The 23,994-nt window shown below is 70.5% G+C and carries 22 protein-coding genes; 8 read left to right on the plus strand and 14 right to left on the minus strand.

Annotation, left to right across the window (positions count from 1 at the left end):
* Positions 1 to 65: 65 nt before the first annotated feature.
* The 9 genes from ACZ63E_RS28845 to ACZ63E_RS28885 all read right to left on the minus strand — a co-directional run bounded on the left by ACZ63E_RS28845 (position 66) and on the right by ACZ63E_RS28885 (position 10,990).
* Positions 66 to 2,450: a DUF7617 domain-containing protein gene (locus ACZ63E_RS28845; RefSeq protein ID WP_465339246.1), complete on the minus strand. Its 2,385-nt coding sequence runs from the start codon at positions 2,448 to 2,450 to the stop codon at positions 66 to 68.
* 302 nt (positions 2,451 to 2,752) lie between these two features.
* Positions 2,753 to 3,451, minus strand: a complete 699-nt coding sequence (locus ACZ63E_RS28850; protein WP_465339247.1) for a GntR family transcriptional regulator — start codon at positions 3,449 to 3,451, stop codon at positions 2,753 to 2,755.
* Positions 3,452 to 3,504: 53 nt separating this feature from the next.
* The gene (locus ACZ63E_RS28855) at positions 3,505 to 5,004 is read right to left on the minus strand and encodes a beta-N-acetylhexosaminidase (protein WP_465339248.1); all 1,500 of its coding nucleotides are present in this window, start codon (positions 5,002 to 5,004) and stop codon (positions 3,505 to 3,507) included.
* Complete coding sequence (locus tag ACZ63E_RS28860) at positions 5,004 to 5,822, minus strand: carbohydrate ABC transporter permease (protein ID WP_465339249.1); 819 nt, start codon at positions 5,820 to 5,822, stop codon at positions 5,004 to 5,006. Before ACZ63E_RS28860 ends, ACZ63E_RS28855 begins: the two co-directional genes overlap by 1 nt.
* Positions 5,819 to 6,739, minus strand: a complete 921-nt coding sequence (locus tag ACZ63E_RS28865) for a carbohydrate ABC transporter permease (RefSeq protein WP_465339250.1) — start codon at positions 6,737 to 6,739, stop codon at positions 5,819 to 5,821. The genes ACZ63E_RS28860 and ACZ63E_RS28865 overlap by 4 nt, the downstream gene beginning before the upstream one ends.
* A gap of 93 nt (positions 6,740 to 6,832) precedes the next feature.
* The gene (locus tag ACZ63E_RS28870; RefSeq protein WP_465339251.1) at positions 6,833 to 8,122 is read right to left on the minus strand and encodes an extracellular solute-binding protein; all 1,290 of its coding nucleotides are present in this window, start codon (positions 8,120 to 8,122) and stop codon (positions 6,833 to 6,835) included.
* A gap of 88 nt (positions 8,123 to 8,210) precedes the next feature.
* The gene (locus ACZ63E_RS28875; protein WP_465339252.1) at positions 8,211 to 9,371 is read right to left on the minus strand and encodes a carbohydrate-binding protein; all 1,161 of its coding nucleotides are present in this window, start codon (positions 9,369 to 9,371) and stop codon (positions 8,211 to 8,213) included.
* A gap of 286 nt (positions 9,372 to 9,657) precedes the next feature.
* Positions 9,658 to 10,533: a hypothetical protein gene (locus ACZ63E_RS28880; protein ID WP_465339253.1), complete on the minus strand. Its 876-nt coding sequence runs from the start codon at positions 10,531 to 10,533 to the stop codon at positions 9,658 to 9,660.
* A gap of 10 nt (positions 10,534 to 10,543) precedes the next feature.
* Positions 10,544 to 10,990, minus strand: a complete 447-nt coding sequence (locus ACZ63E_RS28885; RefSeq protein WP_465339254.1) for a peptidase inhibitor family I36 protein — start codon at positions 10,988 to 10,990, stop codon at positions 10,544 to 10,546.
* A gap of 696 nt (positions 10,991 to 11,686) precedes the next feature.
* Here ACZ63E_RS28885 and ACZ63E_RS28890 point away from each other — a divergent pair.
* The 3 genes from ACZ63E_RS28890 to ACZ63E_RS28900 are packed head-to-tail and all read left to right on the plus strand — an operon-like array spanning position 11,687 to position 15,004.
* On the plus strand, positions 11,687 to 12,712 hold the full coding sequence (locus ACZ63E_RS28890; RefSeq protein WP_465339255.1) for an amidohydrolase family protein: 1,026 nt from the start codon (positions 11,687 to 11,689) through the stop codon (positions 12,710 to 12,712).
* Entirely contained in the window at positions 12,709 to 13,617 is a 909-nt protein-coding gene (locus ACZ63E_RS28895) for an amidohydrolase family protein (RefSeq protein ID WP_465339256.1), read from the plus strand. Before ACZ63E_RS28890 ends, ACZ63E_RS28895 begins: the two co-directional genes overlap by 4 nt.
* 28 nt (positions 13,618 to 13,645) lie before the next feature.
* On the plus strand, positions 13,646 to 15,004 hold the full coding sequence (locus tag ACZ63E_RS28900; RefSeq protein WP_465339257.1) for an MFS transporter: 1,359 nt from the start codon (positions 13,646 to 13,648) through the stop codon (positions 15,002 to 15,004).
* 46 nt (positions 15,005 to 15,050) lie between these two features.
* Here the strand turns inward: ACZ63E_RS28900 and ACZ63E_RS28905 are convergent, their stop codons facing one another.
* The gene (locus tag ACZ63E_RS28905) at positions 15,051 to 15,959 is read right to left on the minus strand and encodes a hypothetical protein (protein ID WP_465339258.1); all 909 of its coding nucleotides are present in this window, start codon (positions 15,957 to 15,959) and stop codon (positions 15,051 to 15,053) included.
* A gap of 185 nt (positions 15,960 to 16,144) precedes the next feature.
* Positions 16,145 to 17,377, minus strand: a complete 1,233-nt coding sequence (locus ACZ63E_RS28910; protein WP_465339259.1) for an oxygenase MpaB family protein — start codon at positions 17,375 to 17,377, stop codon at positions 16,145 to 16,147.
* 148 nt (positions 17,378 to 17,525) lie between these two features.
* On the opposite strand from ACZ63E_RS28910, the gene ACZ63E_RS28915 reads away from it, so the two are divergent.
* Complete coding sequence (locus ACZ63E_RS28915; RefSeq protein ID WP_465339260.1) at positions 17,526 to 18,167, plus strand: TetR/AcrR family transcriptional regulator; 642 nt, start codon at positions 17,526 to 17,528, stop codon at positions 18,165 to 18,167.
* Here the strand turns inward: ACZ63E_RS28915 and ACZ63E_RS28920 are convergent.
* Complete coding sequence (locus ACZ63E_RS28920) at positions 18,164 to 18,541, minus strand: DUF6069 family protein (protein ID WP_465339261.1); 378 nt, start codon at positions 18,539 to 18,541, stop codon at positions 18,164 to 18,166. The two genes, ACZ63E_RS28915 and ACZ63E_RS28920, sit on opposite strands and share 4 nt — an antisense overlap.
* Before the next feature lie 62 nt (positions 18,542 to 18,603).
* Between ACZ63E_RS28920 and ACZ63E_RS28925 the strand changes: the two genes are divergently transcribed.
* Positions 18,604 to 19,092 (plus strand): MarR family winged helix-turn-helix transcriptional regulator, encoded by a 489-nt coding sequence (locus tag ACZ63E_RS28925; protein ID WP_465339262.1) that lies wholly within the window; start codon positions 18,604 to 18,606, stop codon positions 19,090 to 19,092.
* 12 nt (positions 19,093 to 19,104) lie between these two features.
* Here the strand turns inward: ACZ63E_RS28925 and ACZ63E_RS28930 are convergent, their stop codons facing one another.
* Together ACZ63E_RS28930 and ACZ63E_RS28935 are read right to left on the minus strand one after the other, a co-directional pair.
* The gene (locus tag ACZ63E_RS28930; protein ID WP_465339263.1) at positions 19,105 to 20,418 is read right to left on the minus strand and encodes an MFS transporter; all 1,314 of its coding nucleotides are present in this window, start codon (positions 20,416 to 20,418) and stop codon (positions 19,105 to 19,107) included.
* A gap of 83 nt (positions 20,419 to 20,501) precedes the next feature.
* Positions 20,502 to 21,278, minus strand: coding sequence for a DUF1932 domain-containing protein (locus ACZ63E_RS28935; protein ID WP_465339264.1), 777 nt, complete (start codon positions 21,276 to 21,278; stop codon positions 20,502 to 20,504).
* Positions 21,279 to 21,353: 75 nt separating this feature from the next.
* Here ACZ63E_RS28935 and ACZ63E_RS28940 point away from each other — a divergent pair, with 75 nt between their 5' ends.
* The 3 genes from ACZ63E_RS28940 (at position 21,354) to ACZ63E_RS28950 (ending at position 23,984) form a co-directional block, all read left to right on the plus strand.
* Entirely contained in the window at positions 21,354 to 22,028 is a 675-nt protein-coding gene (locus tag ACZ63E_RS28940) for a GntR family transcriptional regulator (RefSeq protein WP_465312349.1), read from the plus strand.
* A gap of 202 nt (positions 22,029 to 22,230) precedes the next feature.
* Positions 22,231 to 22,935, plus strand: coding sequence for a 4-carboxy-4-hydroxy-2-oxoadipate aldolase/oxaloacetate decarboxylase (locus ACZ63E_RS28945; protein WP_465339265.1), 705 nt, complete (start codon positions 22,231 to 22,233; stop codon positions 22,933 to 22,935).
* A complete protein-coding gene (locus ACZ63E_RS28950) occupies positions 22,932 to 23,984 on the plus strand; it encodes a 4-oxalomesaconate tautomerase (protein ID WP_465339266.1) in 1,053 nt (350 codons plus the stop codon). Before ACZ63E_RS28945 ends, ACZ63E_RS28950 begins: the two co-directional genes overlap by 4 nt.
* The last annotated feature ends 10 nt before the right edge of the window (positions 23,985 to 23,994 follow it).

A 23,994-nucleotide genomic window follows, 5' to 3' on the forward strand; every position in this document is an offset into this window, starting at 1 on the left:
CACTCCTCGGCTCGAACGGGAACGGCCCGCGGGGGAACTTCCCCGCGGGCCGTCACCTCAACCCCCTACAGGATGCACAGCAGCGAACACGCCTTCGCCGACGACCATCCGGTGTGCGACGGCGGAGTCCCCGGAGGAACGTTCACCGGCACGTAACTCACCTTCGCCTGGTTCGTGATCGGGAACAGGCTCAGCAACGCGTACGTCGAGCAGTACACCTGCTTCGCCTGGCCCGCCGCCAGCGTGAACGGACCCGTCTGGCAGGACGGCTCCACGTTGTCCACGACCTGCGCCGACGTGATCCCGACCGGCCCGAGGTTCGTCACCGTGATCCGCCAGTACGCCGTCGCGTTCAGCAGGCCCAGCAGACCCACCCCCGCCTGCTTCGCCCACGGCCCGGCGCCACCCGGTCCGCACTTCGAAGCCGATGCGGACGTGCAGATCTCCTTCTCCACCTTGACGTTCGGCGTGCACGACGAGCCCGGCGCCACCGGCAGCGTCACCGTGTTCGACGTGAACGAACCCGTCGAGTCCGTGCCGGTCGCCGTGTTCGCCACCGACGTCACCGCGCAGTCCGCCGCGATCGTCGTGCGGAAGCACAGCTGTGGCGCGTCCCCCGCGTAGTCGACGACCAGGCGGCCGCTGAAGCCGGTTCCGTTGTGCAGCACCAGTGTTGTCGTCACCGTGATCGACGGGTGCGCCGCCACCGACACGCCGGTCAGGTCGACCGAGCCGTCCGGGGCGAAGCCCGGGGTCGGCACCACCGCGTTCGCCTGGTCCACCACCGTGACCCGGGACGCCGCGAAGTCGACGTTCGCCGGGTCGACGCCGGTCAGCCGCGCCGCCGTGTAGCCCTGGACGTGCGAACCGCCGTCGCAGTAGAAGTCGCCCGGGCGCAGCGTCACCTGGCCGCCCGACCGGACGCACGGCGTCGCTCCCGTCGCCGGGTCCATCGAGAACAGCACGCCCGCGTCGCCGAGGCCGATGAGGCAGCCCGACGGCGGGTCGAACGTGTACCCGTAGTCCCGCGTGGCCACGCCGTGCGTGATCACGGCCGGCAGGCCCGCGCACGCCGACGCCGTCGTCCAGTCGTGGCACAGCGTCGCGCCCGGGTAGCCGCCGTTCCAGATCGGCAGGTAGCTGCGGACGTGGCCGTTCGGGTCGGTGACGACCTCCGGCGGGAAGACGTAGACCCCGCCCGGCAGCGAAGCCGGGCCGGCCGGCGCCGCCAGCGTCGACCCGTCGAGCGCGTAGCACGTCGTGACGTTCGTGCCGCCGGTCGTCGACGCGCACGCGCCGACCGCGTCGCCGGTCGTGTTGAAGGCCGTGTAGGCGTTGTAGTTGTAGTTCCCGGCCGGCCCCGTCGGCCTCGACGACGCCCAGCCGGCGCACGCCGTGGCCGTCGACGGGTCGAAGCAGCCCAGCGACGGCTGCTGCGCGGTGCCCGGGCTCGACGTCGACGCGAACACCTTGCCCGCCACCAGGGCCGGCGCGCCGTAGACGTACGGCTGGTTGGCGGCCGGCACGATCGGCGCGTACGGCTGGCCGCCGCAGGCGCTCTGGGAGGCGATGGTCCAGCAGACGACCGCGCCGCTGCTGGCGACGCCGTAGAGGTTGGGGCCGCTCTGCACGAACCCGCCGATGCTGTTCACCGGCGGCGACCCGCCGGTGGGGGCCAGCGCCCAGTACCCGCAGTTGGCCGCGGCGGCCATGTCGAGGCAGCCGACGCCGACCGACGCGGCCGCGACGGCGGGGTAGTAGACCTTCGCGGGCGTGGCGGGGTCGTGCACGTACTGCTCGACCATGGTGCTGGCGATGTCGCCGGCGCCCAGCGTGCCGAGCGGGCCCGGCGCGGTGTTGAGCACCTTCGGCCAGGTGCCGCCCGGGCAGCGCTGCCCGGTGGCGAGGTTGGTGCACACGACCTTCGGCGACGTCGCGCCGAGGTGGTGGTAGATGTTCCAGGCCTGCAGGACGCCGCCCGGGGTGCGGTAGAGGATCGGCGAGAAGCCGTCGCCGCCGGTCGCGGTCGTCACCGCCTGCACGGGCGGGGTGAGCGCGGCGGACAACGACGTCGCGTCGGGGCCGGCGTCCGGGTTCGTCGCCCGAACGGCGGTGACGCCGGAAGCGGGTTCGGTGCCGGCGAAGGTGCTGCCGTCAGTGGACCACGACGGTGTCCAGCCCGGCGGCGCGTGCAGGGAACCGGACTGGAAGGCCTGGCCCGCGCCGACCGCGTCGGTGATGGCGGCCGCGCCGGTCCCGGTGGCGTGGTCCTCGTAGCCGACGACCCAGTTCGGGGTGGCACCGTGGGCGGCCGGGGATCCGGTGCCCTGCACGGACTTCGCCAGCGCCGAGACCGCGGCGGGCGCGGGGTCGGCGGTCGCGGGCAGCGGGGCGGCGGTGGCCGTCACGAGCACCAGGGGCAGGACCGCCCCCAGCATGCGTTTTCGCATGAATGGTCCTCGATTCCTTCGCGGTGGAGTTCCGGGAAACGTTTTCCCGGCCGAAGCAAAAGCCTAGGCCGCGGTTTCCGGGCAGTTGAAGTGCTCTCACTCGGGCGCCAGAAAGGCGAAGCCAACAGCGCAGTTTGTTATCACGCCGAAATGGCGGAGATCCGCCGTCTCGAGCCGGTTCCGGGGCACGGCCACCCGGATGTCGGCCCCGATTCACTCGTTCAGGTAATGAGTGGAGGCTAAGAACCCCCGGATCCGCGACCGGACGAAGAATTATTTTCCGGATGTGTTCCCGCGGCGCCTCAGCCCGATTCGGCGTCGAAGCGAAGTTTGGACGTGATGCGGTACCGGTCGCCGCGGTAGACCGAACGGGTCAGCTCGACCACGCGGCCCGTCGTGTCGCGCGTCAGCCGTTCGATGTGCAGGATCGGGGCGTACACGGCGATTTCGAGCAGCTCCGCCTGTTCCGGGTTGGTGACGGCGGGCTCGATGGTCTGCACCGCGTCCTGCACGGCGATCCCGAACCGCTCCCGCAGCAGCCGGTAGAAGTTGCCCGTCTCCAGCTCCACCGGCGACAGCCCGGGCACCAGCGACGCGGGCAGCGCGAGCTGCTCGATCGCGATCGGCTCGTCGTCGACGTGCCGGACCCGGGTGACGCGCAGCACCGGCGTCCCCGGCTCCCGCTCCAGGTCCGCGGCGAGGGACCGCGACGCCGGCGTGGTGCCGAACGCGACGACCCGGCTGGTCCAGTGCCCTTCCGCGGGCGGGACGGCCAGCACCGTCGCCAGCTCCTGGGTGACCTTCTGCGGGCTGGTGAACGTGCCGCGGCCGCGCTGGCGCACCAGCAGCCCGGTGCGGGTCAGCTCGTCGATGGCCGCGCGCACGGTCGGGCGCGAGACGCCCAGTTCGGCGGCCAGGTCCCGTTCCGACGCCAGCCCGGTGCCGGGGCCGGCGTTCTCGATCACCTTGAGCAGGTGCCGCCGGACGCGGTCGCGCTTCACGGTGGGCGAAGCCCCGGATGGCTCAGCGGTCAAGGCACCGTCTTCCCGGATAGTCATAGCGCGCCGGCGAACCGGACCCGCTCCTTCGGCAGGGCGTCCAGGGCACGCAGCCGCTCGAGGTGGGCGGTGAGGCGCTGGTGGAACTCAGCATAACCGTGTCCGGGTGGCGACCACGCCCGTTCCGCCAGCGCGCACAGCCGCGGGAACGCCAGGTGACGCACGTGGTCGGGGGTCGGCGCGTGCTCGGTCCACAGCTGCGCCTGCGTGCCCAGGACCCCGGGCCCGGTCCCGTCGCTGACCGGCAGCCCGCCTTCGAGGGGGTCGAAGCGGTAGACGTCCTCGAGCGTCGTCACGGGCTCGCGCGGGGGCTCGCCGGGGTCTTCGCTCTGCCGGTAGTCGAAGTAGGTCGACGTGTGCGGCGCCATGACGACCTGGTGGCCGCGGGCCACGGCGAGTGCGCCGTGCGCGGCGTCGCGCCAGGCGGTGACGACCAGCTCCGGCGGGAGCCGGCCCGCCGCGTGCCCGGTCTCGTCCCAGCACACCGCCTGACGCCCCAGGTCCGCGAGCACGCGGTGCAGCTCACCGAGGAACCACGGGTGCAGCTCGGCGGTGTCGCTCAGCCCGAGCCGCGCCGCCCGCTCGAGGGCCGCGGGGTTCGTCTCCCACTGCGTCGTGGGGCACTCGTCCCCGCCGATGTGCAGGTGCCGGGCCGGGAAGACGTCCGCGACCTGCGTGAACACCTCGCGGCAGAAGGCGAGCGCGCCGTCGTGGACGCCGAGGATGTCGGGGCTGATGCCCCACTCCGTCCACACCGGCAGCCGCACGTCGGGCCGGTTGCCCAGCTCGGGGTAGGCGGCCAGCGCGGCGCGCACGTGCCCGGGCAGGTCGATCTCCGGCACGACCTCCACGCCCCGGTCGGCGGCGAAGGCGACGAGGTCGCGCAGCTCGCGCCGGGTGTAGAAACCGCCGTGCGGGACACCGTCGAAGACCCCGCTGCCGGCGGCGCCGACCATCGACTCGCTGCGCCACGCGCCGATCTCGGTCAGCAGCGGCCTGCCGTCGATCTCGATCCGCCAGCCCTGGTCGTCGGTGAGGTGCAGGTGCAGGACGTTGTACTTGTGCAACGCCAGCAGGTCGACGAACTCGCGCAGGAACTCCGTCGGCAGGTAGTGCCGGGCGACGTCGAGGAGCGCCCCGCGCCAGGGCAGCCGGGGCGCGTCGCGGACGTGCACGCAGGGCAGCCGCGGCGGGCCGTGCAGCGGCACCAGCTGCCGGATGGTCTGCACGCCGTTGCGCAGGCCCGCTTCGGTGGCCGCGGTGAGCAGCGCGCCCACCGGCGTGACGTCGAGCTCGTACTCCTCCGGGCCGAACCCGTTGTCCGGCACCAGGGTCACGCGGATCGACGGTCCACTGGGGAGAGTCGGCCGGCGCAGGTAGCCGGCCAGCAGGCGGCCCGCGTCCTCGGCGCCGTCGCTCGCGAGGACCCGCAGGCCACCGGCGGGCAGGAAGGAGCCGGGGCGGCGGACGAGCTGCACGGGGTGGGGGATGATCATCAGCCCTTCACCGCGCCCGCGGTCATGCCCTCGACCAGGTGGCGCTGCACGAGCGCGAAGAAGACGACGACGGGCAGCGCGAACAGCGTCGACGCGGCGATGAGGCCGCCGTAGTCGGTCCCGGTGCTGGTGCTGAACGACACCAGCCAGACCGGCAGCGTGTAGCCCGAGCTGTCCTTCATGATCACGTAGGCGAACAGGAAGTCGTTCCACGCGGTGATGAACGCGAACACACTCGTCGCGATCAGCCCGGGCAGCACGAGCGGCAGCAGCACCGACCGCATCACCCGGGCCCGCGTCGCGCCGTCGACCATCGCCGCCTCCTCCAGTTCGACCGGGATGCCGTGCAGGAACCCGCGCAACGTCCAGATCGTGAACGGCAGCACGAGCGCCACATAGGTGAGGATCAGCCCGAAGAGCGTGTCGAGCAGGTGGACGCTCTTGAGGCCGAGGAACAGCGGGATCACCAGGGCGGGCACCGGCACCATCTGCAGCACCAGCACACCGATGAGGAAGCTGCGGCGCCCGAAGAACCGGAAGCGCGTCAACGCTGTCGCGGCCAGGAAGGCGACCACGATGGACAGCGCGACCACCGCGACGACGACCACGACGCTGTTGACGAGGTCCTGCACGAAACCCGGCTTGGCGAGGGCGTCGGCGAAGTTGGCCAGGGTGATGTCGAAGGGCAGGAAGTCCGGCGTGGGGCTGAGGATGGCGCCCGCGGGCTTGAACGCGGTGAGCACCATCCAGTAGACCGGGAAGATCCACACCAGGCAGAAGAGAGCGGCCACGGTGTTGCGACCGGCGCGGCGGATCACAGGTCCTCCCCGGAGCGGACGAGTCGGCGTACGTACACCGCGGTCATCGCGACCAGCAGCAGGACCGAGACGACGGCGATCGCCGCGCCCTGGCCGAAGTCGTTGCGGCTGAAGGCGCGGGTGAACGTCCAGATTCCCAGCGTCGTGGTGCCGTCGTTCGGGCCGCCCTGGGTGAGGATCCAGATCTGGTTGAACACGGTGAAGTCCCAGATCACCGAGAGGATCGTGACCAGGCCGAAGATCGGGCGCAGGAACGGGAAGGTGATCGTGCGGTGGACGCGCCACGGCCGGGCGCCGTCGAGCGCGGCCGCTTCGTAGTAGGAGCGCGGGATCTGGGCCAGGCCCGCATACAGCGTGAGCGCGACGAACGGGACCGACTGCCACACGACGAGCAGCCAGACGAGCGTGAACGCCGACGCCGGCGTGGTCGTCCAGTCGCGCTGGGTGAAGTCCCCGAGACCGGTCCGGGTGAGCAGCCAGTTCACCACGCCGTAGCCGGGCTGGAAGAGCCACTGCCAGACCAGAGTGGACGCCACGTTCGGCAGCGCCCAGGCCGCGATCAGGCACATCGTGACGGCCGTGCGCATGCCCTTTCCCAGGCGCTGCAAGAGGAGCGCGACGAAGAAGCCGATCACGAGCGTGCCGGTGACGAGCGCCGCGCAGAACCCGACGCTGCGCGCGAGGACCGGGAGCAGCTGGTCGTCCCCGAGCACTTCGGCGTAGTTGTCCCAGCCGGCGAAGGTGGTGGTGCCGGTGAACAGCGACCGCAGGCCGTAGTCCTGCAGCGAGATGACCACGAGCCGGACCAGGGGATACCCCAGGACGAGCCCGAGCAGCGCGGTCGCGGGCAGCAGCAGGCCGTAGGGCAGCAGCGACCGGCGACGGCGGGGCGCCGCCGGTCTGCTTCGGACGGTCACGCGGGCTTTCTCGATTACCACCAACGGGAACTCCTTCGCGAAGGGGCGGGGCGGCCCGGTGGGGGACGGCAGTCGGCCGGGCCACCCCGCCGGTCAGTGGGCGTTGAGGGCCTCGGTCAGGTGGGCGTCGAAGTCCCGGGCGGCGTCGGCGATCGGCCGGCGTCCGGTCGCGATGTCGGCGAAGAAGGTGTTGATGGACTTGTCGCTTTCGATGGTTGCCCAGCCGGGGGCGGCGGGCGTCGCGACGCTGGACTTCGCCGCGGTGGCGAAGGCGGCGTTCAGCGGCGGCAGGGTGGCGGTGACCTCGTCGATCAGCTGGGTCGAGATCGGCGTCCAGCCGTCGATGCCGACGATCGCCTCGCGCTGCACGGCCGGGTCGGCCGCCGCCTTGAGGTAGGCGAGGGCGAGGTCCTGGTTGCGGCTTTTGGCCGCGACCGCCAGGTCGGACCCGCCGAGGAACACCGGCTGCGTCTTCCCGGGGGTGGCGCTGGGGAACGGGAAGGTGCCGAGGCGGTCCTTCAGCTCGGGCTTGTTCTTGACCACGGTGTTGACGCTCGTGTCGAGGATGGCGCCCGCGCCGCCCGCGGAGAAGATCGCGGCCTGGTCCGGCGCCTTCGTGTCGACGTTGCGCGACGCGGGGGAGGAGTAGGCGGCCTGGAAGTCCTTCCACGCCTGCAGGCCCTTGAGCGCGTCGGGGCTTTCGAGCGCGCCGGCCCACTTCCCGTCCTTCTCGGTGGCGAGCTGCCCGCCGGCGTCCCAGACGAACTGGAGGGCGCCGTACCAGTACTTGCCGGGGAAGTGGAAGGTCGAGTAGTCCGCGGCCGGGTGCTTCGCCTTGACCTTGTCGAGGGCGGCGGTCAGCTCGGTGAAGGTCTTCGGCGCGGCGGTGACCCCGGCGTCGGCCCAGACCTGCTTGTCGTAGATGACCGCCCGGTTGCCGGCGAAGAGGGGAGCGGCGTAGACCTTGCCGTCCACAGTGGCCGGTCCGGCGAGCCCGGGCAGCCAGGTCTGGCCGGCGGCGAGCTCGTCCTTGCGGGAAGTGAGGTCGGTGAGCGCGCCGTTGGCGGCGAAGAGCGGGACGTCGGTGTTGCCGATCTCGATGACGTCCGGGGTGTTGTCCTGGGCGAGCGCCGTGCTGATCTTCGTGTTGATGTTGTCCCATTCCTGGATCTGCACGGTGACCTTGGCGCCGGTGGCCTTCTCGAAGGCGGCGTTGATCGCCGCGGTGGCCTTGTCGCTCAGGTCGCCGTTCATCAGCCAGACGGTCAGCTGGCCGCCTTTCCCGTCCGGCGCGTTCGGCGCGGCGGGAGCGGAGTCGGTGCCACAGGCGCCGGCGGTCACGGCGGTGACGGCCAGTGCGGCGGCGAGGATGCGTCTGCGCATGGAGGTTCCTGGGGAGTGAGGGGTGGGTGGGGAGGGGGCCGCGGCCCGGGCTGGTCCCTGGCGCCCGGTCCGCGGCCGGTCCGCGGGGTCAGCAGTGGCCGAGGTCGGCCCACTGCGCGGTGAGGCCCGGCTCGGAGCCCTGCGTCCACCAGTTGGCCTGCCACAGGTGGGCGTTGTGCTTCACCCGCTGCCCGCCGAGGTAGACCGTGCCCCAGTCCCACTCCGCCGCCGTCGAGCAGTTGGCGGGCTGGGTCGGCGTGGTCGGCGTGGTGGGCGTGGTCGGGGTCGTGGGGGTGGTCGGGGTGGTCGGCGTGGTGCAGCCGTTGACCGTGTCCACATGGGACGTCCCGGCGGTCCGGTACTGCCCGGCCTTCGCGACGGCGTCGGCCGGGGAGACGACCTGGTTGCCCGCGTAGTACGTCCAGTCGACCTGTTCGGTGTAGACGCTGTTCCCGCTCGTGTGGCCCGCGGTGTCGATGAACCACATGTTGTAGTTGATCGACATCGGCGTCCGCGGGTACACCGGGTTGCCCTGGGCGTCGGTCGTGTGGTCGGCCGTCTGCACGCCGTCGATGAAGTACTTCACATGCCCGCCGGAGACCTGCGTGACGATGTCGTGCCAGCCGGCCATGCTGCGGTTCTGCGCGGTGGACGTGCGCAGGCCGTCCCAGGTCGGGCTGTTCCAGTAGGTGTACCAGCTGGTTTGGTAGTTGGCCTGCGAGCCGCCCCAGCCACCGTTGGGCAGGTACTCGGAGAAGTCGAGCTCGCTGTAGAGCGGGTCGCGGTCGTACCGCAGCGGCGAGATCGTGAAGTACGTTTCGTTGACGTGGTCGCCGTCGGTGCCGCTGTCGGGCGCGTCGGTGAAGCGGACCCGGCTGGCGTACGTGCCGTCGAAGAAGCGCAGCTGGTTTTGGTAGAGCTCGGCGTGCGTGGTGCCCGCCGCGCTGCCGTCGGTGGTGGCGGTCAGCTGCGCGACGCGCTCGCCGTTCGCCGTCGGGAAGCTGATGTTGCTCGTGAGCCACCGCGCGCCGGGCACGCCGGGGCTGCCGACGTCGTTGCGGGTGGTCCAGCCGGCGCCGCCGAACGCGGGGTCGGTGGGGGAGCTGTAGCGGAAGTCGTCGAACAGGACGCCGCAGTCGGCGGCGGCGGCGGGGCTGGCGGCGGCCCCGCCGGAGAGGACCATGGCGGTGGCGGCCACGGTCGCGAGGCTGGTCAGGGCGGCGGTGGTGGTCCGGATTCTGCGGGACATGGGTCTCCTCCTACGGGGATGCGGGGAGCGCCGATTGGTCTAGACGAATCAGGTGGCGAGGACTCTCCTCCTGACCATTGGTAAAGTCAAGGAGCCGTCGAAACTTACCTTTGGTAATTTTTGGCGCGCTGCGCCTCCGAGGGAGGCCTCGGAGGCGGCCGCGCTCGGCCTCGATGGCGGCGTTCGGCTCGACCGCCGGGTCGCGCACGACCTGCTGTGCCCGGCCGTCACGACCTACCGGCGGGGCGCGCGAACTGGAGTCCTGATGCGACTGTCCGTTGTGGACTCAGCCGTTGATCCCGCGTGCGACCGCGAGCTGCTTTTCCTTGTGCTGCTGCTCGCGAGCGAGGACTCCGGCGTAGGGACGGCTGAGCACGTCCTGGACGGCGCGCTCGACCCCGACCCACGTCGGGACCCACCCGACGTGCTGCTTGCACCGCACGTCCTGGGTGGCGACGGCGATCTCGTGCGCGGAGGCGCGGCCCGAGCTGAAGGCGGGATCGTTGACGGCGGCGTCCGGGCCGGCGTAGCGGAACCCGGCCGCGGCCATGCACTGCGACCACTTCGCGGCGGCCGTGGTCACTGGCGGGGTGGTCCCGGTGATCTCGTGGCTGCGGCCGCTCAGCCCGAACCCGACCGGCTCCTGGCCGGGCTTCGCGTCGGGCGCGAGCGTCCGGTCGGCCTCACCGGCACAGCCCCCGGCCGGAACGGCCCGGCCACCGACGTCCCCGGTAGCCGTACCGGTGATCACCGCGACGACCTCCGGCGACGGTCGTGGGGCCGGCGCCGCGGGCGGTTTGGCGAACACCGACGGGTCGCGGTAGCCGTAGGCCGCGGCTTCGTCGATGTCGACGAGCCCGTGCCGCCGCGGCTTGGCGGCGTCCCGGACGGGATCAACGGGGGCGAACGCGAAGGTGATCCCGTGGGCGGCGAGGCATCGCTCGACGAGGGTGGTGCGCGCCTTGATGACCTCGAGCTCCTCGACCGGAGTCAGCAGCGACCGGTCGAGGGGGAGGTCGCTGCCGTGCACGGTCGAGAAGTCGGCGGGCACTTTCGCGAGCGCGGCGCCGAGATCGAACCCGGGTGTGGCGGCGGGCGCCGCCGCGCAACCGGCGAGTGCGAGAAGCGCGACGGCGGCCAGGCATCGACCGGACGCGGCCACCGTCCTAGTCCTAGTCCTGGTCGCGCTGGGCGCAGTCGCTGAAGAGCACCGGTCCGGAAGGCCACTTGAAGCTCGCGTTGTTGTTCTTCATGGTCGAGGTGAAGTTGCCGCCGCTGAACGCGGCGAACGACTGCGACGCGAAGCTGCCGTTGCAGCCGCTGTTGTAGTAGACGGTCGCGGTCCACTCGGCGTTGTTGACGACCGAGGCGGCGTTGTTCTTCACCTGGACGCCGCGGCCGTTGGTGCCGCCGTACCGGAAGATCTCGTTGTCGAGGTTGCCGTCCGAGTAGGTGTAGGTGGCGTGGGCGCCTTGGTAGTTGCTGTTGAAGTAGAAGCAGAAGAAGAGGTCGGGGCAGTCGTGGAGAGTCGCGGCAGAGGCGGCCGGCGCCGCGAGGGCCGTTCCGGTGAGGGCGGTGACGAGGGTGGTGAGGCCGATCAGTGCCCGTGTCGCGCGCATGAGTCTCCCAATCGCCGGGGGTGGCGTCTCCGGCCGACCGGGACGGTCGCCGCTCGCCCGGTTCACTGCCGGGCGAGGAGACGGTTTATCGGGAGGCGCGGGGTTCACTCGATCGGCGCAGTGCGGGGGCGTGGGTCGGCCGGTTGAGCCTGGGCGCGGCCGGCTCTGAGGCCCCAGTGTGCCGACGGCGGTCGTGGTGATCCTGAACCCGCGCCGCATCGCATCGCATCGCACCGCACTGCATCGCACCGCACCCCGCCACACCCGCCACGCAGTGGCGGGCGCGGTCCGGCTCGGCTTGCCGTTGGCCTTGCTCGCCGCCGAGGTCCGATCGACCGGTCTCCGCTTGCCTTCAGCCTTGTTCGCCTCCGGGGCCGATCGACCGGTCTCCGCTGCTGCGCGGGCGCGGCTCGCCCCATCCTCGCGGGCGCTTCCTACAAGCTCGCTGGTCACTCGCCCAAGCTCCCGAAGGGGACCGCGCAAGCTGCCGGGGGACCGCCCAGGCCGCCGCGGGTACCGCTCAAGCCGTCGCAGCGGATCGCCCAAGTCGCCGCGCCGCTGCCCACACCACCGCAAGATCGTCACCGCCCGTCCCCATCACCCACCCTCCGTCACAACCTCGTCGCAGATATTGTCAACAATTTCATCAACGATTAGTGTGCGAGTATCAAGCATGCGGAGCGACGAGGAACACCAGTGATCATCGACTGCCACGGCCACTACACCACCGCCCCACCCGCCCTCGCGGCGTGGCGCGACCAGCAGATCGCCGCCCTCGACGGGGCCACCCCCGCCCCCGCCTGGGCCGACCTGCGCATCAGCGACGACGAGCTGCGCGAAACCGTCGAGCCGAACCAGCTGCGGCTCATGGACGAGCGCGGCATCGACCTCACCATCTTCTCGCCGCGGGCGTCGTTCATGGCCCACCACGTCGGCGGCTTCGAGACCTCGGCGCAGTGGGCGTCGATCTGCAACGAGCTCTGCCACCGCGTCAGCACGCTCTACCCGGACCGGTTCGTCCCCGCCGCGATGCTCCCGCAGTCGCCCGGGGTCGACCCCGCCACCTGCCTCCCCGAGCTGACCCGCTGCGTGGAGGAGTACGGCGCCGTCGCGCTGAACCTCAACCCCGACCCGAGCGGCGGCCACTGGACGGCCCCGCCGCTCACCGACCGGTCCTGGTACCCGATCTACGAAAAGATGGTCGAGTACGACATCCCGGCGATGGTGCACGTCAGCACGAGCGTCAACCCCGCCTTCCACACCACCGGCGCGCACTACCTCAACGCCGACACGACCGCGTTCATGCAGCTCGTGCAGGGTGACCTCTTCGCCGACTTCCCGACGCTGCGGCTGGTCATCCCGCACGGCGGCGGCGCGGTCCCGTACCACTGGGGCCGCTTCCGCGGCCTCGCGATGGCGCTCGGCAAGCCGGAGCTCGAAGACCACCTGCTGGGCAACGTCTTCTTCGACACCTGCGTCTACCACCAGCCGGGCTCGGACCTGCTCTTCGACGTCATCCCGGCGCGCAACATCCTGTTCGCGTCCGAAATGGTCGGTGCCGTCCGCAGCGTCGACCCACGCACCGGCCACCACTTCGACGACACCCGCCGGTACGCCGAAGCCGCGAAACTGTCCGAAGAGGACTGGGCCGCCATCCGGGAGCACAACGCCCGCGCCGTCTACCCGCGGCTGGACGCCCTCCTGAAGGGACAAGGCCGATGACCAAGACGCCCGGCTGGCTCGACTGGTATGCCGATCCGTCCACACCGGACTTCGAGCTGCCCTATGGCGCCGTCGACGCGCACTGCCACGTCTTCGGGCCACAGCAGGAGTTCCCGTTCGCGCCGGAGCGCAAGTACACACCGTGCGACGCGAGCAAGGACCAGCTCTTCGCCCTGCGCGACCACCTCGGCGTCGTGCGCAACGTCATCGTGCAGGCCACCTGCCACGGCGCCGACAACTCCGCCATGCTCGACGCCGTGCGGGCGGCGGACGGCCGGGCGCGCGGCATCGCGACCGTCCGGCCCGAGGTGACCGAAAGAGAACTCCGCGAACTCGACGCCCAAGGCGTCCGCGGTGTCCGGTTCAACTTCGTCAAACGGCTCGTCGACGCCTCGCCCCATGAGGACCTGACGACGATCGCGAAGAAGATCGCCCCGCTGGGCTGGCACGTCGTCCTCTACTTCGAGGCCGCCGACCTGCCCGACCTCGAGGACTTCTTCGGCGAGCTCCCCACGCCGCTCGTGATCGACCACATGGGACGCCCCGACGTCACGAAACCCGTCGACGGCCCGGAGTTCGCGAGGTTCCTGGAGTTCGTCGACCGCAACGACGTCTGGGTCAAGGTGAGCTGCCCCGAGCGCCTCACGGTGACCGGCCCGCCGGCGCTCGACGGCGAACGGCACGCCTACACCGACGTCGTCCCGTTCGCCCGGCGCGTCGTGACCGAGTTCCCGGACCGGGTGCTGTGGGGCACCGACTGGCCGCACCCGAACCTGAAGAACCACATGCCCGACGACGGCCTGCTGGTCGACTACGTCCCGCAGATCGCCGAAACCGCCGAGCAGCAACGAAAACTGCTCGTCGACAACCCGATGCGCCTCTACTGGCCCGGCGAAACCGCCTGAAACCCCTGAAACCCTTGAAGGGCATGCAATGCAGCACGCCAACGCGCTGAACCGGCTGAACCGGTTGCCGATCTCGCGGTTCCACAAGATCACCCTGCTCGCCGTCTCGTTCGCCTACTTCTTCGAGTTCGCGGACATCAACAGCTTCGCCACCACCGCGCCGAAGCTGATCAAGCTCTGGGGTGTGACGGTCGACCAGGTCGCCTACGTCACCTCGTTGTCGTTCGTCGGCATGTTCTTCGGCTCGGTCATCGCGAGCAAGCTCGCCGACCGCTGGGGTCGCAAGAACGCTCTGATGTGGACGACCATCTGGTTCGGCGTCTTCTCCTTCGCCGCGGTGTTCTCCTGGGACATCGTGTCCCTCGGCGTCTTCCGGATCCTGACGTCGGCGGGCCTGTCGGCGATGACGGTCGTCGCGGTCATCTACGTCAGCGAGCTGTATCCGGCGGCGAGCCGCGGCAAGTACCAGGCGTACGCGATCGTGATCGGCATCTGCGGCACGCCGGTGACCAACCTGATCGCCAGCGCGGTGGTGCCGATCAACTCCTGGTCGTGGCGGCTGGTGTACCTGTGGGGCGCGCTCGGCGTCCTCCTCGTGCTGTTCACGCGGCACCTGAAGGAGTCGCCGCGCTGGTACGAAAGCCGCGGCGAGCACGCCAAGGCGGACGCGGTGCTGCGGGAGATCGAGGACCAGGTCGCGGCGAAGAAGGGCCCGCTGCCCGAGCCCGCGCCGCCGATCGAGGAAGCCCCGGTGGGCAAGGCGCCGCTGCGGTTGCTGCTGCAGAAGAAGTACCTGTACCCCACGCTGCTGCTGACCGTCCTCTGGGTGACGCAGACGATCGGCTTCTTCGGTTATTCGAGCTGGGCGCCGACCCTGCTGGCCAAGGAGGGCTTCAGCGTCGAGAAGTCGGTCTTCTACGTCGCCCTCACGACGGTCGGCGCGCCGCTCGGGTCCTACCTGGCGGCCCTGGTCACCGACCGGTTCGAGCGCAAGTGGTGCCTGGTCGCGTTCGGCACGGTCATCGCGTTGTGCGGGCTGTTCTACGGGCTGACGTTCAACCCGGTCCTGATCGTCGTCTTCGGCTTCCTGGTGAACCTGTTCGAACGCGGGTACACCGCGCTCGGGTACGCGTACTCGCCGGAGCTGTTCGACACGCGCGGCCGGTCGCTCGGGACGGGCGTGTCCTACGGCCTCGGCCGGCTGTCGAACGCCGCCGGGCCGTTGGTGGTCGCCGCGCTGTACAACGGGAGCGGCTACCAGAGCGTGTTCCTGTTCATCGCCGGCACCTGGCTGGTCGGCGCGGTCGTGCTGGCGATCTTCGGGCCGCGGACCCGGCAGGCGAGGCTGAAGCCCGCGGCTTCGGAGGCGGTGCCGACCGCGCCGTGAGCCGGTTCAGCGCAGCAGTACGACCGGTGTTGGCGCTGGGAAGCGGTCATCGGTGGTCGTTCAGTTCGGCGACAGCAGCGCGGACGTCAGCCGCCACGCTTCGAAGCTGAGCAACGACGCTTCCCAGGTCGCTGAGTTCCTCCGCAGCAGCCGACAGTTGCTCCGCGCTGGTGGCGAGGTGTGCCAGCCGTCCGGCTGTTTCGCGGAGCACTCCCGCGTGGCCTTCGAGGGTGGTGAGATCACTGGCGGCGTTCTGGAGCTGTTCGGCGGTCGCGGGGAGGTGGGCCACCTTGGCGGCGGTTTCCCGGAGGCGGCCCGTGGCGGTTTCCACGCCGGCCAGTTCCTTGGTGGTGTTCTGCAGCCGATCCACCGTTGTGGGGAGGTGTGCCAGCCGCCCCGCTGTTTCGCGGAGCACGCTTGTGTTCCCATCCAAGGTCGCGAGTTCGCGCGCGGCGAAGGCCAGGAGCTCCGCGCTGCTTTGCAGCTGGCTCAACTGGCTTGCCGCTTGGTACAGCATCTCAACGGCGTTGACGTTGAGTGCCGAGTTTCCTACTTGGGCCGCGCGTAGTTCGGCGCGAAGTTCGTTGACGAGGGCGAGCGCCGCCGTGTCGCTTCTCTTGAGCCGCTCAACGGTGGCAACGATGGCTTCCTGACGCGACTCGAACGCCTCGACGATGACTTCGGCCAGACGCTTCTCGGTGAGACGCTCCAGTCCTTCGACACGTTCGATGGCACCTTGCTCGCGGTCCTGCTTCCACTGGTGCAGCGTCCGGGCCGGCCACCTCGTCGCGGCGCCGCGTTCGTCGATCACTTGATGGTGCAGGTAGCAAAGGAAGATCAGGTTGTCGAAGGAGTCACGATCCTCGTCGGTCATTTCAGGGTCGTAGCGCTCACCCGTCGGTTTCAGCGCGTGGATGTGCGCGATCTGGAGCGCGAGCCTGTACCTGCCTTCCACGTGCTGCACGATTGGCGCGCCACAACCGGGCCAATAGCAGCTGCCCTGGCTGAGAGAGATCAACGCCGCTCGGTCACCCCGGGTGTAGTCGCGGTTCCCGCTCAAAGACGTCTCCCTCGGTCAGCCCGGCGGCCACCAACGCTATCAAGGAAGAAAGGAACTTTTTCGGACAGATCAAGGAAGAATCAGGCGGGCCGGTTGGTGTCCGGGATCTCGATGCTCACCGGTTTCCCTTCGGACAGGTAGAACATCAGGAGCTGCCGGACCGCTTCGTCGATCGTCCAGGCGATCGGCGGGATCAGCGGCAGCGGGACGAGTTTTTCGCGCAGGGCCACGAACTGCGGGAAACCGGTGCGGATCAACGGGTCCCAGACCGGCTCGCGCGGCACCTCCACCCAGTCGGCGACCTGGTCGCCGGCCACGTAGCGGGTCAGCGCGTTGAGCAGGGGCCGCGCCAGGGGCGCGCCGGGACCGGCCGCCTGGCTCGCCATCGTGAGGAGCGTGTCCGCCAGCGAGATGCCTTCCGGGGTCGGGCCCATGACCGGGTCGAGGATCTGCCGGGACTGCGCCTCGGCCGCCTCCCACGACGCCGGGATGTACTCGTCCAGGACCCCGAGCATGTGCGCGTTGACCTGCCACAGGTGCAGGAAAGCGGCGGACTCGGCGGCGCTGACCGGCACCCGCCACGCGGTGAGCATGCGCATGACGAACGTCGGCAGGCTGTGCCAGGTGACGAGGATTTCGTTCTGGCTGATCGGAATCCGCCCGCCGCCGGTGCTCGACCAGCCGGGGGACTGCGGCAGCAGGTGCCGGACCGCGGCGTGCACCAGCCGCGTCTTGACCGCCGTCACCATGATGTGGCCGTCGGGCTGGTAGGCGTTCAGCTCGTGGAGGTCGACGCCGAGCTTGGTCGTCTTCGCGATGCGGTCCTTCATGTCCGCGCCGCCCTTGGAGTAGTAGACGGCGCGGGCTTCGCCAGGGATGGCGGTGCTCATCATCCCGCTGCCCAGACCGTACCCCAGCAGGAGATAAGTGCCCTTGGTCTGGGTGAAACCGGCCGCCCGGGCCAGTTTTGCGCGGTCGGCCCACGCGGGCAGCTGACGCGCCTTCTCGATGAACGCCCGCAGGTCTTCCGGCAGTCCCGCCGGCAACGGCTGGTCGTTGCGGTTCCACGTCCTCAGCAGCGCGTTGACCCGGGCGACATCACCCCGCTCGATGATCGACGCCACCAGGGAATCCGCTTCCTCGTCCCACACCCAGCGCGGATCGGCGCCGGTGCCCGAGCCCGCGACCGAGCCGGCCGGTCCCCATGTCCAGTCCGCCAGCGCCCGGACCGGGGCCGCGGCGCCCAGCGAGGCCAGCGCGCCCAGCGCCCCGCCGCCCGCGATCAACATCTTCCGCCGACTGAGTCCGTCCATGCGCCGAGCTCCTCTTCGAGTCTGCGATGCTCCTAATTGATACGGTGATACGCTAGATGTAATCGCGTATCTTTACAGGAGAGCACAGGCCGGCCCGGCAGGACAGGACCAAACGGGGGTGACGGTGGAACCGGTACGATCCGGCGGGATGACACCGGGCCCGGAATCACTGCTGGAACGCGCGCTCGCCGAAGCCGTCGGCCCCGCCGGCGACCACGACGAGATGACCGAGCGCGTGCTCGACGGCGCGTTCGAACAGTTCTGCCGCATGGGGATCCGGCGCTCGACGATGGAAGACGTCGCCAAGCGCGCCGGGGTTTCCCGCATCACGGTCTACCGGCGCTTCGCCACCAAGGACGCGTTGGTGGAACACGTCGTGCGGCGGGAGTTCCGCCGGTACTTCGACCAGTTCCTGGTCGACATCGAGCAGGCCACCACCGCCGCCGACCGGGTCGTGCTGGGATTTGCCAGCGCACTGCGCGCGATTCGGAACAACCGCCTGATCGGCGGGCTGATGGCGGTCGAGCCGGACGTGCTGGTGCCGGCCATGATCAGCGACGGCGGGCACACCCTCGCCGCGGTGCAGCGGTTCGTCGCGGGTCAGCTGCACCGCGAGCAGGCCGCGGGAACCGTATCCGCCGAGGTGGACGTGGAGCTCGTCGCGGAGCTGATGGCCCGCGTTTCGGCGTCGTTCCTGGTGACGCCGAGCCACGTCGTCGACCTCGACGACGACGAGCAGGTGCGGGCGCTGGCCCGGAAGTTCCTGGTGCCGATGCTGGAAGCGGGCTAGGCGCGGCGCATCGCGGTGACGACCGCGGTCGCGACGACGAGGTGCATCAGCATCAGCCCGACGACGTTGGCCGCCGTCGCGCCGGCCGTCAGGAGCAGGACGTCCGGGATCCAGGTGAGGACGAGCACCGCGGGCACGACCACGCGCAGGGCCTTCGGCGCGCGCCGGGCGATCAGCGTCCAGCCGACCGCGCCGAGCAGGACGCCGACGACCGTGGCCGGCAGGTACGAGGCGGGGGAGAGGCCCATGCCGATGCCGCCGTCGTCGAGCGCGGCGGCCACCAGGTAGATGGCGGTGTTCACGGCGAGGGCCGCCAGTGCGGCGACGCCGAGCCGGAGGGCGACGGCCGAGGTGGGTGTGGCAGCGGTGGTCATCGCTCCTCCTTGGGTTGCGTGTTAAACCCAAGATAGGTTGGGTTGCGTGTTAAAGTCAAGCGGTGGACAACGGACAGCAGCAGGTCGAGTGGCTCGACAGCCGGCAGGAACGGGTGTGGGTCAACCTGGCGAAGGTCCTACTCAACCTGCCCGGGGCGCTGGAAAGCCAGCTCCTGCGCGACGCCGACCTCACGCTGCTCGGGTACATGATCCTGGCCCGCCTGGCGGTCGTGCCCGAAGAAACACTGCGGATGAGCGAAGTCGCGGAGATGGCGAACGGGTCGCTCCCGCGGATTTCGCACGCGGTCGCGCGGCTCGAAGACCGGGGCTGGGTGACGCGGACGGTGTGCACGGGGCAAGGGCGGCGTTTCACCGTGGCGAAACTGACCGACGCCGGGCGCGCGCACCTCGACGCGTCGGCGCCGGCGCACGTGGCGAACGTGCGCCGGCTGGTCGTCGAGCCGCTGGGGGAGGACTTCGAACAGTTCGGGGGCGCCATCGAGCGGGTCGTCGAGGCGCTCGGGTTGCCGACGAAGTTCCTGCGGCAGTAGTTTCCGGCGCGGTCAAGCGTTCTGCGTCGCCGGGACGTGGCTGCGGTGGGCTTTCTGACGCACCAGGGCCACCATCACCGCGCCGAGCAGACCGGCGACCGCGAAGACGGCGAAGCCCGAAGTGGACAGTCCACTCGCGACCAGGACACCGCCCAGCCACGGCCCGAACACCGCGCCCAGCCGGCCCACCCCGGACACCCAGCCCAGTGCCGTGGCCCGGCTGTCGGCGGGGTAGTAGGCGCCCACCGCCGCGTAGATCAGTGTTTGCGCGCTGAACAGCCAGGCGCCGGTGAGGAACACGACCACGTACGTCACGGCGAGCGGCATGCGCAGCGCCAGCAGGCCGACCCCGCACGCGGTGAGCGCGAACCAGATGATCGCGACCGGCCGCGCGCCGAAGCGGTCCGCGAGCCGGCCCGCGACGAGCATGCCCGCGATGCCGCCGAGGTTGATCACCAGGAGGAAGCTGATCGCGGAGCCGAGGTTGTAGCCGTTGCCGCGCATCATCGTCGGCAGCCACGTGTTGACGCCGTAGACCAGCAATAGTCCGGCGAAGGAGGCGACCCAGAACAGGAGCGTCGTCAGCCGGACGGCCGGGGTGAACAGGCCGCGCAGGCCGCCGCGGCGGTCGACGGCCGGCTCCGGCGCGAACGCCTCGAGCGGCACGGCGAACTTGGCCGCGATCGCTTGTGCGCGTGCGGTTTTCCCCTTGGTCAGCAGGAACGTCAGCGACTCCGGGAGCAGGAGGGCGATCGCCGGGAGAACCGGGACGAGCAGCAGCGCGCCGAGCCAGTACACCGAACGCCAGCCCAGCGACTGGACGAGCGTCGTTCCGAGGGCGCCGGCCAGTGCGCCGCCGGCCTGGTGGGCGGTCATCACCGTGGTGACGGCGAGGTTCTTGCGCCAGGCCGGCGCGTACTCCATGACCATGGCGATCGCCGACGGGAGCAGGCCGCCGAGGCCGAGGCCGGCGACGAACCGGGCCGCGCCGAAGAACTCGACCGTGGGGGCGGCGGCGCAGGCGGCTGCGGCGAGCGAGAAGACGGTGACGCCGGTGATGATGATCTTCCGGCGGCCGATGCGGTCGGTGATGATGCCGGAGGTCAGGGCGCCGAGCATCATCCCGAACGTCGTCAGGCTGCCGATGGTGCCGCCGCTGACCGGGGTCAGACCGAAGTCCTTGTCGGCCAGCACACCCGGCAGGGTCGCCCCGTAGACGAACAGGTCGAGCCCGTCGAGCAGGACGAGGACCCAGCACAACGCGGTCACCCGGAGGGACAGCCGGACCGATGCGGCGGCGGGGCCGCTGGTGACTCCTGCGGACATCTTCGTCCCTTTCGTCCGGGGCTGCGAAGGTGTCCGAAACTACATCGGCTGAGATATTGAACACAAGACTCGCGGCAAAATTGTTAACAATCTTGTGAGTCGGTTAGGTGTGAAAGTTGGTCGCGAGCCGCGCCAGCGATGTCTGCGCGGACGCCGAGCTCGCCGAGCATCTCCGCGGCGGCCGCCATCTCGGCGGTGCGGCGGACGGCGTGCTTGAAAGAGCCGTCGACCAACCTGTCCACAGTGGACGCGCCGGCGCCGGTGAGCTCGTCGACGATGATCTTGCGCAGCCAGTCTTCGCAGCCCGCGGCGCGGGCGGCCAGCAGGGCCTCGACGACCGCGGCGGACATGCCCTTGAAGAAGACGCTGCGCAGCAGCTTGCGTTCGGCGGCGAGCCCGGCCTCGCCGGCCATCACCTCGACCGCCGCGCCGAGGGCGTTCAGCGTGGTGGCGACGGTGTCGGCCGCGGCGCCGGTGGTGAGCATCGGGACCCGCAGGCCGCGGCCCGGGACCGGCGCCATGATCGCGACGTCGGCGAACGGCACGCCGTGGTCCGCGGCGATGCCGGCCAGCCTGCGCTTGGTGCCGGGGGAGGCGGTGTTGAGGTCCGCCCAGGCCGCGCCGGGTTTGATCCTGGCGAGGCCGGCTTCGAGCGCGCCGACGGCCGCTGCCGAGCTGTTCACGCTGAGCACCAGGTCGGCGCCGTCGGCGGCTTCGGCCTCCGAGCCGGTGGTGACCACCCCCTCGGCGGCGGGAACGGCGGGGTCGTACCCGCGCACGACGGCCCCGGCGGCGGCCAGGTCCCGGGCGAGCGCGCTGCCCGCCTCGCCGAGTCCCAGTACCGCGATGGTTCCGGTCATAGCAGAATCCTCTCTACAAGCTACGATCGAGTACACGATGTTCTCGACAAAATTGTCAACAAACGGAGTCGGGGTATGACCGAGAGTGCTGCGGACCGGCAGCCGGGGGAGCGTTCCGTGGTGGCGGCCATCCGCGACGCGATCGTCCGCGGCGAGTTCGTGCCCAACCAGCGGCTGGTGGAGGCGGACCTGTCCGGTCAGTTCGCCGCGAGCCGGGCGACGGTGCGGGCCGCGCTGATCGAGCTAACGAACGAGGGGCTCGTCGAGCGAGTGCAGAACCGTGGCGCCCGGGTGCGTGCGGTGTCGCTGGAGGAGGCCGTCGAGATCTCCGAAGTCCGGATGATGCTCGAGTCGCTGTGCGCGGCGAAGGCGGCCGAGCGCATCAACGACGCCGAGGTCGGCGAGCTGAAGGAGCTCGGCGAACGGATGCAGGCGGCGGTGGCGACCGGTGACGTCGTCGGGTATTCGGGTCTCAACCAGCGGCTGCACCGCCGGGTCCGCGAAATCAGCGGCCAGCACACGGCGGCGCAGGTGCTGGAGAGACTGCGCGGCCAGAGCGTGCGCCACCAGTTCCGGCTGGCGATGCGCCCGGGCCGGCCGCAGGTTTCGCTCCCGGAGCACCTGGCGATCATCGACGCGATCTGCGCGCACCATCCCGAGCGGGCCGCGGAGGCGGCGCGGGTGCACCTGGCCAGCGTGATCGAGGCCCTCAAGGCGGCGGACGCGGAGGTCTCCCCGCTTCACCCGTGACTCGGCGTGGTGTGGCGACGTGAATGACTCATTCATGGCGCCTGGTGACATGAATGAGTCACTCACTGCGGTGGCTGGAGGGCGGGCAAGGCACCGCCCGAGGCCGCTCTCTCCCTGTTCACAGTCTCTCCGCCACCTTGCCCACCATCATCCTCGCCAAAATTGTTGACAATTTCGTCAACCGAACCGTACCGTATCTCGTATGAAGCCCGTCATCATCACCGATCCGCCGCGCGCCGACCTAGAGCAGGTGACTCGTCTCGCCGGCTACGGCGTTGCCACCGTTCACGAGGCGCTCGGCCGGTCCGGGCTGCTCGGCTCCGAGCTTCGGCCGATCCAGGACGGCGCGCGCGTCGGCGGGACCGCCGTCACCGTCCTGTGCTGGCCCGGGGACAACCTGATGATCCACGCCGCCGTCGAGCAGTGCCGGGAAGGCGACCTTCTCGTCGTCACCACCACTTCGCCCTGCACCGACGGCCTCTTCGGCGAACTCTTCGCCACCGCCCTGCGTCACCGCGGCGTCCGCGGCCTGGTCACCACCACCGGCGTCCGCGACGTCGCCGAGCTGCGGGAGCTGGGCTTCCCCGTCTGGTCGGCGGCCGTCAGCGCCCAGGGCACCGTGAAGGCGACCGCCGGCGCCGTGAACGTCCCCGTCGTCCTCGGCGGGCAGCTCGTCCGGCCCGGCGACGCCATCCTGGCCGACGACGATGGAGTCATGCGCGTCCGCCGCGAGGACGTCCAAACAGGACTCGAAGCGAGCCAAGTCAGGCTCGAAAAGGAAGCCGCCGCAAGGGAAGCCTTTGCGAACGGCCAGCTCGGGCTCGACCGGTACGGCCTGCGCGAGAAGCTGGACAGCCTGGGCGTCCGGTACCTGACCGCCGAGGAGTACGAGAAGGAGCGGGCATGACCGGCGTGCGCTGCATGCTCATGCGCGGGGGAACGTCGAAGGGCGCCTACTTCCTCGCCGAAGACCTGCCCGCCGAGCCGGCCGAACGCGACGATCTCCTGCTGCGGATCATGGGCACCCCGGACCCGCGCCAGATCGACGGTGTCGGCGGCGCCCAGCCGGTCACCAGCAAGGTCGCCATCGTCTCGACCGCGACCGAACCCGGCCACGACGTCGACTACCTGTTCCTGCAGCTCGGCGTCGAGGAACCGACCGTCTCGGACCGCCAGACCTGCGGCAACCTGCTCGCCGGCGTCGGCCAGTTCGCCGTCGAGCGCGGGCTCGTGGCCGCCGGCCAAGAGCGCACCACCGTGCGCGTGCGGCTGCTCAACACCGGCACCGTCGCCGTCTCGACCTTCGCCACTCCCGGCGGCGAAGTCGACTACCGCGGCGGCACCGCCATTTCCGGCGTGCCCGGCACCGCCGCCCCCGTCGAGCTGGACTTCACCGAGACCGAAGGCTCGGTCTGCGGCAGCCTGCTGCCCACCGGCAACGTCCGCGACGACGTCGGCGGCATCGAAGTGTCCTGTGTGGACAACGGGATGCCGGTCGTCGTCGCGCGCGCCGAAGATCTCGGCATCACCGGCTACGAAACCACCGACGAGCTGGCCGATCCCGGGCTCGCCGAGCGCATCGACACCCTTCGCGTCGAAGCCGGGAAGCTGATGGGCCTCGGCGACGTCAGCGGCAGCTCGATCCCGAAGACCACCCTCGTCGCCGCGCCCCGGGACGGCGGCGCGATCTGCACGCGGACGTTCATCCCGGTCAAGCCGCACCCCTCGATCGGCGTCCTCGGCGGCGTCAGCGTGGTGACGGCGTTGCTGCTCGACGGCGCCATCGGCAGCGAGCTCCTGGAACGCGGCGAGCCCGTCGAAATCGAGCACCCGAGCGGGAAGCTGGCCGTCGGCATCAAGCTCGACACCACGGTGACCCCGCCCCGGGTCCGCCGCTCGACGGTCATCCGCACCGCGCGGAAACTGTTCGACGGCAACGTTTTCCCGCGCTCCTGAGGAGACAGCC

The sequence above is a fragment of the Amycolatopsis sp. NPDC104819 genome, assembly GCF_055583145.1.

Bases quoted from the DNA above. Each gene is read 5' to 3' on its own strand.
- ACZ63E_RS28845 (WP_465339246.1), bottom strand. From the start codon at position 2,450: ATGCGAAAACGCATGCTGGGGGCGGTCCTGCCCCTGGTGCTCGTGACG.
- ACZ63E_RS28855 (WP_465339248.1), bottom strand. From the start codon at position 5,004: ATGATCATCCCCCACCCCGTGCAGCTCGTCCGCCGCCCCGGCTCCTTC.
- ACZ63E_RS28870 (WP_465339251.1), bottom strand. From the start codon at position 8,122: ATGCGCAGACGCATCCTCGCCGCCGCACTGGCCGTCACCGCCGTGACC.
- ACZ63E_RS28875 (WP_465339252.1), bottom strand. From the start codon at position 9,371: ATGTCCCGCAGAATCCGGACCACCACCGCCGCCCTGACCAGCCTCGCG.
- ACZ63E_RS28885 (WP_465339254.1), bottom strand. From the start codon at position 10,990: ATGCGCGCGACACGGGCACTGATCGGCCTCACCACCCTCGTCACCGCC.
- ACZ63E_RS28895 (WP_465339256.1), top strand. From the start codon at position 12,709: ATGACCAAGACGCCCGGCTGGCTCGACTGGTATGCCGATCCGTCCACA.
- ACZ63E_RS28900 (WP_465339257.1), top strand. From the start codon at position 13,646: ATGCAGCACGCCAACGCGCTGAACCGGCTGAACCGGTTGCCGATCTCG.
- ACZ63E_RS28910 (WP_465339259.1), bottom strand. From the start codon at position 17,377: ATGGACGGACTCAGTCGGCGGAAGATGTTGATCGCGGGCGGCGGGGCG.
- ACZ63E_RS28915 (WP_465339260.1), top strand. From the start codon at position 17,526: ATGACACCGGGCCCGGAATCACTGCTGGAACGCGCGCTCGCCGAAGCC.
- ACZ63E_RS28920 (WP_465339261.1), bottom strand. From the start codon at position 18,541: ATGACCACCGCTGCCACACCCACCTCGGCCGTCGCCCTCCGGCTCGGC.
- ACZ63E_RS28930 (WP_465339263.1), bottom strand. From the start codon at position 20,418: ATGTCCGCAGGAGTCACCAGCGGCCCCGCCGCCGCATCGGTCCGGCTG.
- ACZ63E_RS28935 (WP_465339264.1), bottom strand. From the start codon at position 21,278: ATGACCGGAACCATCGCGGTACTGGGACTCGGCGAGGCGGGCAGCGCG.
- ACZ63E_RS28940 (WP_465312349.1), top strand. From the start codon at position 21,354: ATGACCGAGAGTGCTGCGGACCGGCAGCCGGGGGAGCGTTCCGTGGTG.
- ACZ63E_RS28945 (WP_465339265.1), top strand. From the start codon at position 22,231: ATGAAGCCCGTCATCATCACCGATCCGCCGCGCGCCGACCTAGAGCAG.
- ACZ63E_RS28950 (WP_465339266.1), top strand. From the start codon at position 22,932: ATGACCGGCGTGCGCTGCATGCTCATGCGCGGGGGAACGTCGAAGGGC.